This is a genomic window from Dokdonella sp. (genome assembly GCF_036518555.1).
GTDB lineage: Bacteria > Pseudomonadota > Gammaproteobacteria > Xanthomonadales > Rhodanobacteraceae > Dokdonella_A.
The window spans coordinates 1-11576 of sequence record NZ_DATDMY010000196.1 but is presented as its reverse complement, the minus strand read 5'-3'; the positions used below and the strand labels follow the sequence as shown (position 1 = coordinate 11576).

Annotated in this window: 12 protein-coding genes; 6 read left to right on the top strand and 6 right to left on the bottom strand. The window is 68.9% G+C overall.

The window, feature by feature from the left end:
- From VI238_RS11200 to VI238_RS11190, 3 genes are all read right to left on the bottom strand, one after another.
- Positions 1–1578, bottom strand: a 1578-nt coding sequence (locus tag VI238_RS11200; RefSeq protein WP_331651327.1) for a methyl-accepting chemotaxis protein, incomplete at its 3' end; no start/stop codon positions are given.
- A 58-nt stretch (positions 1579–1636) separates the two neighbouring features.
- Entirely contained in the window at positions 1637–2185 is a 549-nt protein-coding gene (locus VI238_RS11195) for a chemotaxis protein CheW (RefSeq protein WP_331651325.1), read from the bottom strand.
- 110 nt (positions 2186–2295) lie between these two features.
- Entirely contained in the window at positions 2296–2652 is a 357-nt protein-coding gene (locus VI238_RS11190; protein WP_331651329.1) for a response regulator, read from the bottom strand.
- Between the two features lie 442 nt (positions 2653–3094).
- On the opposite strand from VI238_RS11190, the gene gshB reads away from it, so the two are divergent.
- From gshB to VI238_RS11160, 6 genes are all read left to right on the top strand, one after another.
- The gene (gene gshB / locus VI238_RS11185) at positions 3095–4048 is read left to right on the top strand and encodes a glutathione synthase (protein WP_331651322.1); all 954 of its coding nucleotides are present in this window, start codon (positions 3095–3097) and stop codon (positions 4046–4048) included.
- On the top strand, positions 4045–4905 hold the full coding sequence (locus VI238_RS11180) for an energy transducer TonB (protein WP_331651320.1): 861 nt from the start codon (positions 4045–4047) through the stop codon (positions 4903–4905). The genes gshB and VI238_RS11180 overlap by 4 nt, the downstream gene beginning before the upstream one ends.
- Before the next feature lie 143 nt (positions 4906–5048).
- Positions 5049–5612 (top strand): YqgE/AlgH family protein, encoded by a 564-nt coding sequence (locus VI238_RS11175; RefSeq protein ID WP_331651318.1) that lies wholly within the window; start codon positions 5049–5051, stop codon positions 5610–5612.
- Complete coding sequence (gene ruvX / locus VI238_RS11170; protein WP_331651316.1) at positions 5596–6072, top strand: Holliday junction resolvase RuvX; 477 nt, start codon at positions 5596–5598, stop codon at positions 6070–6072. The genes VI238_RS11175 and ruvX overlap by 17 nt, the downstream gene beginning before the upstream one ends.
- A gap of 19 nt (positions 6073–6091) precedes the next feature.
- Positions 6092–7042, top strand: a complete 951-nt coding sequence (locus VI238_RS11165) for an aspartate carbamoyltransferase catalytic subunit (protein WP_331651314.1) — start codon at positions 6092–6094, stop codon at positions 7040–7042.
- Positions 7043–7073: 31 nt separating this feature from the next.
- A complete protein-coding gene (locus VI238_RS11160) occupies positions 7074–8744 on the top strand; it encodes a hypothetical protein (RefSeq protein WP_331651312.1) in 1671 nt (556 codons plus the stop codon).
- A gap of 13 nt (positions 8745–8757) precedes the next feature.
- On the opposite strand, the gene VI238_RS11155 is transcribed toward VI238_RS11160, so the two are convergent.
- Genes VI238_RS11155 through VI238_RS11145 form a run of 3 tightly spaced genes read right to left on the bottom strand, consistent with a single transcriptional unit; the run spans position 8758 to position 11334 of the window.
- Entirely contained in the window at positions 8758–9405 is a 648-nt protein-coding gene (locus tag VI238_RS11155; RefSeq protein WP_331651310.1) for a hypothetical protein, read from the bottom strand.
- Positions 9399–10214 carry a class I SAM-dependent methyltransferase gene (locus VI238_RS11150; RefSeq protein ID WP_331651308.1) on the bottom strand — a complete coding sequence of 272 codons (816 nt, stop codon included), beginning with the start codon at positions 10212–10214 and terminating at the stop codon, positions 9399–9401. The genes VI238_RS11155 and VI238_RS11150 overlap by 7 nt, the downstream gene beginning before the upstream one ends.
- Entirely contained in the window at positions 10204–11334 is a 1131-nt protein-coding gene (locus VI238_RS11145; RefSeq protein ID WP_331651306.1) for a PilT/PilU family type 4a pilus ATPase, read from the bottom strand. Before VI238_RS11145 ends, VI238_RS11150 begins: the two co-directional genes overlap by 11 nt.
- Positions 11335–11576 lie beyond the last annotated feature (242 nt).

Below are 11576 nucleotides of genomic sequence, written 5' to 3'. Positions count from 1 at the left end.
GTTCAGGGCGAGGATGTTGGTCTGCTCGGCGAGGTCGTTGATGAGTTCGACGATCGCGCCGATTTCCTGCGACGACTCGCCAAGGCGCTTGATGCGCTTGGACGTTTCCTGGATCTGGTCGCGGATGGAGTCCATGCCCTGGATCGTCTGGCGCACCACCTGTGCGCCGTTCGCGGCGATCTGCACCGAGCGCTGCGCGACGTCCGCGCTTTCGGCGGAGTTCTTCGACACGTTGTCGATCGACGTCGCCATGTCGTTGATCGCGACCGACGCGGAGCTGATCTGGCGCGCCTGGTGCTGCGCGGCATCGGCGAGCTGCATCGCCGTCGCCTGCGTTTCCTGCGCCGCGGCGGACACCTGCACGGCGGTCTCGTTGATCGTCGTGACGAGGCTGCGCAGCGCTTCCACAGCGAAGTTGACCGAGTCGGCGATCGCGCCGGTGATGTCCTCGGTGACGGTCGCCTTCACGGTCAGGTCACCCTCGGCGAGCGATCCCATTTCGTCGAGCAGGCGCAGAATCGCGTCCTGGTTGCGCTGGTTGAGTTCGTTGGTCTGCTGCAGGCGGCGACGCTGGTCGCGGATCAGGTTGTAGCCGAGGAACAGCAGCAGCAGCATCGCGATCGCGGCCGCGAGCGCGCCCCACAGCGGGTTGCGGAAGTTCGCGAGGTTCTTGGTCGACGACATGGCGTCGATCGTCTGCGCCGTCGTGACCGCGCGCAGCAGCACGTCCTGGCTGTCCGTGAACGACTTGTCGGATGCGTCCTTGACCGCCTGCAGGTTCGGCGCGGAATCGACGATCGTCTTGACCGGCTCGGTGACCGCGGTCCACTGCTGCGCGACGTCGCCGACGATCTGCTTGGCGGCGGCGTTATCCAGCGGCTTGATGTTGAGTTCGGGCGCGCCTTCGAGCAACCCGTTCACCACGGTCTGGTAGAGGCGCGAATCGCGACCGAGGCCGTCGGCGGACAGCTGGGTATCGGCGCCGCCGACGAGGATGCGCGTGACGCGGTTGCTCATGCGGTCGGCGAGCTGCATCTGGCGCGAGGCGATGTAGACCTGCGAGGCGCTCGCGTTGCGGTCGGTGAGGATGTTGACGACCTCGCTCATGCGCGAGTTGAGCGCCGACACCTTGTCGACGAAGTCCTTGGCGTTGGTGTTGGCCGTCAGCACGACCGCCTGGTTGTCGATGATCTTCTTGGCATCGGCCTGCAGCTGCTTCCAGGCCGACGTGAGCGCGCCGATCTCCTTCGGCATCTTGCTCGCGTAGCCCTTCATGCCGGTCTTGTCGCCCTGGTTCAGCGCTTCGACGTAGGCGTTGATGTTCTCGCTCGTGCTCTTGAGCTCCTGGAAGGCGAGTTCGTTGCCGCTCGCCGCCTCGGCCGCGTACTTCGCCAGCTGCTGCGAGGACACCTGGATCTGCGTCGTGTACGCGACGGCCTTTCGATCCTGCACGTTCTGGAAGTACAGCAGGACGAAATTCGCGATGGCGATGACGAACAGGATGCCCAGCACGACGAACAGCACCGTATTGGCGCGCCCGCCGCGCTCGAGTCCGACTGCACCCGACGTAGTACTCACACTTCACCCCCTATCGTTCTTCCCACCGCCGACCGCAGGGTCGCCGGTGCGACGCATCTCATGCCGCTGCCTGCTGGAAATGGGCACTGCGCACGAGGGCCGCCATGCTGAACAAGCCCCACTGCACATCGCCCAACTGGACGTTCTCGCCGACGTAGTCGCTGTAGCGCTCGTCCGCCTCGCCGACCGCCGCGGTCAACTGTTCCTCGGAGAAGCTGCGCTGCCCCTGCACTTCGTCGACGAGGAGGCCGACGCTGCCGCCGTGCTGGCGCACGACGAGCACGCGCGTCGTTTCCGTGTTCGCGCTGCGCCCGCCACCGACGAAGTCGCGCAGGTCGACCACCGGCACGAGGTTGCCGCGCACGTTGGCGACGCCGAGCAGCCAGCTTTTCGCGCCGGGCACGAGCGTGACGACCGGCGGCGTGAGGATTTCGTTGACTTCGGCGATGCTGCTGACGAAGTGGCGATCGCCGATGCGGAAGCCGATGCCACGCCACAGCCCCGGCGCGTCGACCTGCTCCGGCGCGCCGGCCGCATGCGAGAGGCTGCGCCGCTCGTACTCGGCGAGCACTTCATAGGGTGTCGTGGAAACGTTCTGCGCAGCCATGTCAGGATCCCGTCATCGCGTGCGCGCCCGTTCGGCGTATCGCCGCGGTCGCGACACTGGCGCTGGTACGCATGGCTGCCATTTCATCCCCTTCCGAACGGCGACCCGGCTCACGTCCCGTCGACGTGGCGACGGATCGCTCCGAGCAGTTCCTCGCGGGTGAACGGCTTCGTCAGGTACTGCTCCGAACCGACGATGCGCCCGCGCGCCTTGTCGAACAGGCCATCCTTGGACGACAGCATGATCACCGGCGTGTTCTTGAACATCTGGTTGTTCTTGATCAGCGCGCACGTCTGGTAGCCGTCCAGGCGCGGCATCATGATGTCGACGAAGATGATCTGCGGCTGCTGGTCGGAAATCTTGGCGAGCGCCTCGAAGCCGTCGGTCGCGGTGACGACGTCGCATCCTTCCTTGCGCAGCAAGGTCTCGGCAGTGCGGCGGATGGTCTTCGAATCGTCGATGACCATGACCTTGACGCCGTTCAGGCCGCCCTCTTTTGTGTCGTCCACCTCACCCCCTCGCCACTACATCTGTGTCCGCGGCCATCGCCGTCAAATCGGACGCGTCGCCATGGCATGCAAGCCGCATGCCTGAAACAGCCGGTAACGGCGCGCCGGACCCGACGCACCACGCGACCGCAACCCTTATCCAACATAGCTAGCGAAGCTGTCAAGTTGTTGGCGTAAGTGTGCGAACCCATGGAAGTTCGCATGCCTGCCGCGGCGCTTCGCACGCATTCGGAGTGTAGTATGCGACCCGCTCGGCGGTTGCGACGGGTTTCGCGCTTGCGCCGGCGTTGTGCACAGCAAAAATCGGCGCAATGTGACGTTCCCGACCCCTGCGTGGCGCGGTTCGCAGCCGCCCACGCGGCGGCCCGCTATGCTTCGACCCGAGCCACCGGAAGACCGCATGACCCGAAGCCTCGCCGTGCTGATGGATCCGATCGGCACGATCAACCCCAAGAAGGACACGACCCTGGCCCTGCTGCTCGAAGCACGGCGCCGTGGCTATTCCCTCCATTACATGACGCAGGGCGACCTCGCGGTGCGCGACGGCGCGGCCTGGGCGCGACTCGCGCCTCTCGAGGTGCGCGACGACCCGCGCGACTGGTTCTCGCTCGGCGCGGGAGCCTGGCGGCCGCTTGCCGGCATCGACTATGCGTTCGCGCGCAAGGACCCGCCCGTCGACGCCCAGTTCGTCTACGACACGATGGTGCTCGAGCTCGCCCAAGGCGCCGGCGTCACCGTCGTGAACGATCCGCGTGGCCTGCGCGACGCGAACGAGAAGCTGTTCTCGCTGCAATTCCCGCAGTGCTGCCCGCCGACGGCGATCGCGCGCGACGCCGCCGAGCTCAAGCGCTTCGTCGCCGAGCACGGCGAGGTCGTTCTCAAGCCGCTCGACGGCATGGGCGGGCGCAGCATCTTCCGCTCGCGCCACGGCGACCCGAACCTCAACGTGATCCTCGAAACCCTGACCGGCAACGGCCGCGGCTTCGCGATCGCGCAGAAGTTCATCCCGGAGATCAGCGCCGGCGACAAGCGCATCCTCATGATCGACGGCGAACCGGTTCCGTACGCGCTCGCCCGCATCCCGCAGGGCGACGACTTCCGCGGCAATCTCGCCGCCGGCGGCAAGGGCGTGGGCGTCCCGCTGTCCGAGCGCGACCGCTGGATCGCCGCGCAAGTCGGTCCGGTGCTGCGCGAGCGCCGCATGCGCTTCGTCGGCCTCGACGTCATCGGCGACTGGCTCACCGAGATCAACGTGACCTCGCCGACCTGCGCACGCGAACTCGACGCGCAGTTCGGCCTCAACATCGCCGGCCTGCTGTTCGACCGGCTCGAAGCCGGGTCCGGCGCCGGATGACCGACCCGACCGCCGGCAGCGCCGATCGCCTCGGCGTTACCCTGTTGTTCTCCGCCATCGCGCATGCGGTGCTCGCGCTCGGCATCACGTTCGATTTCGAGAAGGCGCCGCCGCGCCTGCCCTCGCTCGACGTGATCCTCGTGCAGTCGGCCAACAGCGAGAAGCCGGACAAGGCCGACTTCATCGCGCAGGCGAGCAACAGCGGCGGCGGCGACGCGGACAAGCCGCACCGGCCGGCACAGCCGCTGTCGAGCCCCGTGCCGAAGGCGACCCCGGGCATCGCGCCGATTCCGCTCGAGGACGGCGCGCCACGGCCGACGCCGCCGAGCCCGACCGAAATGCTGACCCGGCGCACGTCGACCTATCGCATCGCGACCGACCGCCAGACGCCGGAGACCGACCCCGAGCCGGATCGCAGCGAGCGCGAAATCGACCAGCGCAAGGTCGAGATGGCGCGCCTCGCGCAGGAAATCCAGCACGAGTCCGAGCAGTACGCGAAGCGACCCAAGCGAAAGTACATCTCGGCCAACACGCAGGAGTACGAGTTCGCGGCCTATATGCGGGCCTGGGTCGCGCGCATCGAGCGCATCGGCAACCTCAACTACCCGGACGAAGCGCGGCGCCGCCAGTTGCACGGCCAGCTCGTCCTCACGGTCGGCCTCGATCGCGGCGGCAACGTGAAGAGCATCGACGTGATCCAGTCGAGCGGCCACAAGGTGCTCGACGATGCGGCGATCCGCATCGTCCGTCTCGCCGAGCCGTTCCCGGCCCTGCCCGAGAGCAAGGAGCAGGTCGACGAGCTCTACATCAGCCGCACCTGGCAGTTCCTGCCCGGGGACATCCTGCGCAACCGCTGAGGTTGCGATCGCGGGCCCGCGCGAACGGCCCCGCGAAGTGCGGTTGCGACGCGTTCACCGCGACGCCCCCGTGGGCCGCGATAACGCGTTTTCCGTTCAGCCCGTCCTTAGGCCCGCCGGCGCGGCTCGCGTACAATCGCGCCATGGCCGACACCACGCCGCTCACCAACCAGCTGCTGATCGCGATGCCGACCTTGCGCGACCCGAACTTCGCGCGCGGCGTCGCGTTCCTGTGCCAGCACGGCGAGGATGGCGCCATGGGCCTCATGGTCAACCGCCTGTCCGAGTACCGGCTCGGCGACGTGCTCGCGCAGATGAACATGCACTCCGATCTCGTCGACGTCGTCGACGCGCCCGTACTGATCGGCGGCCCGGTGCAGCCCGAGCGCGGCTTCGTGCTGCACTCGCCCGGCGGCGACTGGGAATCCTCCTTCCATATCTCCGAGGACATCGCCGTCACCACCTCGCGCGACATCCTCATCGCGATCGCCGCCGGCAAGGGCCCGCGCCACGCGGTCGTCACGCTCGGGTATTCGGGCTGGAGCCCGGGGCAGCTCGAGCAGGAGCTGTACGAGAACCACTGGCTGACCGCGCCGGCGAACGAACGCGTGCTGTTCGAGACGCCGCTCGAGGAGCGCTGGGAAGCCGCCGCGGGTCTCGTCGGAGTGAACCTGTTCCAGCTCGCGAGCTATGCCGGACACGCCTGAGGACCCGTCCGGCGCAACACGCCTTTCCGGCACCGCGCTTGCGTTCGACGTCGGCACGCGACTGATCGGCATCGCGGTCGGCAATTCGATCTCCGCCACCGCGCGCCCCCTCGTCGCGATCGCTGCCGGCGACTGGGTTCGCGTCGATGCGCTCGTCGCCGACTGGCGACCCGATCATCTCGTGGTCGGCCTGCCGCTCGCGCTCGACGGCGGCGAGCAACCGATGAGCCGGCTCGCGCGGGCGTTCGCCGACACGTTGCGCGGGCGCTATGCGAAACCGGTGCACCTCGTCGACGAACGCAATACCTCGCGCGAAGCGGCGCGCCGCTTCGCCGCGCAGCGCGCGAGCGGCACGGCACGTCGCAAGGACGCGGCGGCGATCGACGCGCTCGCCGCGCAGCTCATCCTCGAACACTGGCTGGCCGGCGCCCCTGCGGGTGCCGGGCCGCATGCGAACTGACCCGAGAGGAATTTCGACGATGCCCGAACCGTCCATCGGCGCCGACGGCCGCCTGCGCCACCTGCTCACGCTCGACGGCCTCGGTCGCGTTCGCATCGAGGGCCTGCTCGACCGTGCCGCGTCGCTGCGCGACGAGTTCCGCGCCGGCGCGACGTCGCTGCCGCTGCTGGCCGGACGCACGATCGTCAACCTGTTCTTCGAGGCCTCGACGCGCACGCGCACGAGCTTCGAACTCGCCGCGCGGCGCCTCGGCGCGACCGTCGTGAACTTCGACATCGCCGGCTCCTCGACGAGCAAGGGCGAAACGCTCGAGGACACGCTCGCGACGCTCGAGGCGATGGGCACCGATGCCTTCGTCGTGCGCCACAAGGAAAACGGCACGCCGGCCCGCCTCGCCGCGCATGCGCGGCGAGCGTCGATCCTCAACGCGGGCGACGGCAACCGGGCGCACCCGACCCAAGGCCTGCTCGACCTGCTGACGATCCGCGACCACAAGCGTCGCATCGAAGGCCTCACGGTGGCGATCTGCGGCGACATCCGCCACTCGCGCGTCGCGCGCTCCGACGTGCACGGGTTGCGCGCGCTCGGAGCGGCGGAGATCCGCCTGTGCGGGCCCACCGCGCTGCTGCCCGACGCGGTCGAGTTCCCCGGCTGCATCCTCTCCGGCGATCTCGACGCGACGCTCGACGGCGTCGACGTCGTCGTCATGCTGCGCATCCAGAAGGAGCGCATTGAGCACCTTCCCGGCCTCGACGAACGCGAGTACTTCGCGCGCTTCGGCCTCGATCGCGCTCGACTGGCGCGGGCGAAGCGCGACGCGATCGTCATGCATCCGGGGCCGATGAACCGCGGCATAGAGATCGCCCCGGACGTCGCCGACGGCGCGCAGTCGGTCGTCCTCGAACAGGTCGCGAACGGCATCTATGCGCGCATGGCCGTGCTCGCGGAACTGCTCGCCCCGCCCTGCTAGACTCGCGGCCCTCTTCCTGGGGAACACCTCCATGCGCACACGGTTCCTGCGCCTCGCCGCGCTCGCCGCCGTTCTCGTCGCCGTCGCCGGCTGCGGCAAGAAGGCCGACACGGGCGTGCCGCTCGCGTTCGTCCCGGCCGATACGCCGTACCTGTTCGCGAACGTCGAGCCGGCGCCCGACAGCGCCGTCGCGCACTGGCGCACGCAGATGCAGGGCGCATGGCCGCTGTTCGTCGAGATGATGGACCAGACGCTCGCCGAACTCGGCAGGACGGGGGCGGATGCCGACGCCTCGAAGGTGCTCGCGGCGGTGCTCGACGAAGTGCGCGCGCGCAGCACGCCGGAACAGTGGCGCGAGATCGGTTTCGACCCCAAGGCGCGGATGGCGCTTTACGGCATCGACCTGCTGCCGGTGATGCGCCTCGAACTCGCCGATCCGGACGCGTTCCGCGCGATGGTCGCGCGGATCGAGCAGAAGGCCGGCAAGGCCCTCGGAACCATGCGCATCGGCGAGCAGGACGTGCGCACGTTCGGCAACGACGCGGCGCGCGGCCTGGTCGCGATCGAAGGCAACCATCTCGTCGTCGCGTTCGCGCCCGGCGGCGCGGATGAAGCACTCGAGCGCAAGCTGCTCGGCCTCGACCGACCGGCGCAGGCGCTTCCCGCCGACGCGCTCGCCGACTTCAACAAGGCGCGCGGATACCTGCCCTACGGCAGCGGCTGGGTCGACACGCGTCGCCTCGTCGCGCGTATCGCGGCCAAGGCCACCGAGGGCGACCCGGCCAAGGCGCCCGACGCGACGTGCCGCGAGGAGATCGATGCGCTCGCGGCGAAAGCTCCGCGGCTCGCATTCGGCTACAGCGCGCTCGACGACCAGCGCATGACGATGCACGCGCGCATCGACCTCGATCCCGCGCTGGCGAAGTCGCTTTCGGCGCTCGCCGCGCCGATGCCCGGCAACGCGCCGGCCGCCGCGCTGCTCGATTTCGCGCTCGCGATGCCGGTGCTGAAGGCGCGCGACTTCCTCATTGCGCAGGCCGACGCGGTCGCCAAGGCCCCCTTCCGCTGCACCGAGCTCGCCTCGATCAACCAGGGCATGGCCGACGCGAAGGCGAAGCTCGCGCAGACGATTCCACCGCCGTTCGGCGACCTCAGCGCCGCGCGCATGACCCTCAGCCGCTTCGCATGGCCCGCGGGAGACGCGGCCCTTCCCGACGTCGCGGGCGCCTTCCTCCTCGGCAGCACCAATCCCGCGCTCATCGCGAGCCTCGCGCAGATGGCGTCGCCCGCGCTCGCGGGTGTCGCGATCGCTCCCGACGGCAAGCCCGTGGCGATCCCGGCGGCGGCATTGCCGCCGCAGTTCGCCGGCAAGCTCGACCTCGACGTCGCGATGACGGCGAACGCGATCGGCGTTTCCTTCGGCAAGGACGAGGCGCCGCGGCTGGCCGCCGCGATGGCCGCGCCTGCAGTCGCCGACGGCACGCTGTTCTCGATGCGCCTGCGCGGCGAGGCGTATGCCAGGTTCGCCGACGCGATCGACCACTTCGGCGGCGCTGTGCCGCCCGAATCGCGCAAGCAGTTCGACACGCAGCGCAAGCTCTATGCGTTGTACGCGCAGTGGTTCGACCATATCGACGCGCGCATCGCGGTCGTGCCCGAAGGCGTCGAGGTCAGCGAAAGCGTCGTGTTCGGCGCCCGCTGACCGCGCGCACCGGTCAGGACCGGCAACGCTCGAACAACGCGCGGGCCTCGTCGTACAGGCGCGCGTCGTTCGCATTGAGCGCCGCGATCCGCGCTCGCGCGGCCGCGGACAATTCGTATCCGCCTGTCGCCTCGTCGTTGCGGTTGCCGGCCTCGTCGACCCATTCGATGCCGGTGAGCCGGTAGAGGCGCCGTTGCGATTCGGCCATCTCCTCGACGAGACCGAGGAAGAAGAAGTCCGCGGGCCGATACCCGCCGAGGAACCGCGTCGCCACATCGCGCATGCGCGGCAACGCCGCGAACGCCTCGATGTCGAGGTCTTCGCGCAGGAGCCGGCGGCAGTCGGGGTTGCGCGGATCGGGCACGCGCTTCCAGTAGTGGTAGTGGCTCGCGACCCGCTGGACCGGATCCCGCAACCATGTGACCAGTCGGGCCCGCGCGCCGAGGCGGTCGTACTTGTCGGCGACGAAATGACCGTGCACGCACGCGAAACCCGCGAGATGCGCCGCCGTCGGCGTCGGATGCGCGAGCCGACGCCAGAGGTGGCCCGGAGCGAGCGGACGATCGGCGTAGTCGAGGTACAGGCGATCGCCGAAATGACGCTGCAGCTGCGCGCGGAACGCCGTGCCCGCGGTCTTCGGCACGTGCACGGAGATCAGCACGCGCGTCCGCTCCCGTCGCCCCGCGCGGCATCGTTCGCGACGACCCAGCGCCGGCCGACCCAGCCCTTGCCCGCGGCGGCGTCGTCGCTCGCGTCGACGAGTCGCAGGTGGGGCCTCGCCAGCAGGCGGCGCGCGAGCTCGGGTTCCGACAGCGCGTGCATCTCGAATACCGCGCTGCGGCGCCACGCGATGCGGCGCATGAGGTTCAGGCCGACGTTGGGGACGTGTTCGAACACCTTGCCGCGCCAGCTGCGGTCGACGCCGGCGACGAACTGGAACGCCGCGACGCCACCCGGCGCGAGCACGCGATAGAACTCGTCGATGTAACCGGCCGCGAGCGCTGCGGGAATGTGCTGCAAAGTGATGTGCGAGAACACCAGATCCACGCTCGCGTCAGCGATGCCTTCCAGGCACGGCGAGGCGTTGCAGCGGAACTCCACGTTGCCGACGTCGGCATTGAGGCGCCGGGCGGTGTCGACCATGCTCGACGACACGTCGATGCCGATGGCGCGTTCGAAATACGCGGCGAGCGAGCGCGTGAGGCGGCCGGCGCCGCAGCCGAAATCCAGTGCGAGCGTGCGGCGGCGCGGGTAGCCCGACGCACCGAGCGCGGCGAGCCGCGCCTCGATCTCGGGGCGCCCCGTCGCGAGGAACTCGCGTGCGTCCCAGCGACGGCCGCGCTTGTCGGCCTGCGAGAGCACCGCCCACAACGGGTCGTCGCGCCCCAGCGTCTCCCAGACGCGGCGCAGGCGTTCGAGTTCGGTCGGATTCGGCGGGCGGGTTGCGACGTCGGACGCGTCAGGTTTCAACGAGTTCGACACCATCGAGACCCTGGCTCAGGGTATGCGCGTCGCCGCCTTGCGCGAGCTTGATCTTCAGGCGCACTTCGTTCGCCGAGTCGGCGTGGCGCAACGCGTCCTCGTAGCTGATCTCGCCGGCCTGGTAGAGCTGGAACAGGCTCTGGTCGAAGGTCTGCATGCCGAGGTTGGTCGATTCCTTCATCACGTCCTTGAGCTTGTGGATCTCGCCCTGGCGGATGTAGTCCTGCACGAGCGGCGTGCCGAGCATGACCTCCATCGCGACGCGACGCGCCTTGCCGTCCGGTGTCGGGATCAGCTGCTGCGCGACCACGCCCTTGAGGTTGAGCGACAGGTCCATGAACAGCTGCTCGCGGCGGTCCGCGGCGAAGAAATGGATGATGCGGTCCATCGCCTGGTTCGCGTTGTTCGCGTGCAGCGTGCACAGGCACAGGTGGCCCGTTTCCGAGAAGTTGATCGCGTGCTCCATCGTCTCCCGCGTGCGCACCTCGCCGATCATGATGACGTCGGGCGCCTGGCGCAGCGTGTTCTTGAGCGCGTTCTCCCAGCTGTCGGTGTCGATGCCGAGTTCGCGCTGGGTGACGATGCAACCTTCGTGCTTGTGCACGTACTCGATCGGATCCTCGATCGTGATGATGTGGCCGGTCGAGTTCTGGTTGCGATAGCCGATCATCGCCGCGAGCGAGGTCGACTTGCCGGTGCCGGTCGCGCCGACGAAGATGATGATGCCGCGCTTGGTCATCGCCAGCGACTTGATCACCGGCGGCAGGCTGAGCTCCTCCACCGTCGGGATCTTCGTCTCGATGCGACGCAGCACCATGCCGACGCAGTTGCGCTGGTAGAAGCACGACACGCGGAAGCGGCCGACGCCGGTGACCGAGATCGCGAACTGGCACTCGTGCGTCTTCTCGAACTCCTCGCGCTGCGACGGCGTCATCACGTTGAGCACCATGTCGCGCGACTGCTGCGGCGTCAGCGCGTTCTGCGTGATCGGCGTGATGCGGCCGTTGACCTTCATCGACGGCGCGACCCCGGCCGTGATGAACAGGTCCGACGCCTTCTTGTGCGTCATCAGCTTCAGATACGAGGTGAAATCGACGCTGCTGCTCATGGCCATTCCCCGAGCCGGATTTCCGACCGGCGCCGCTTCATCTTACACCGCGCCGGGCCGACCGCCGCGGCGATCGGCGCACATTTTGGGCTTGTCCGGCGCCGTTCGCCGGCCGCCGCGGCCGGCGGGCGCGCTCAGGCGTGCCGGCGGAAGTAGGCGACCGCGAGCGCGACGAGGATCGACGGCGGCACCAGGTTCGCCACCGCGGGGTGGAAGCCGTACACCGAGCCGATGCTGACGAT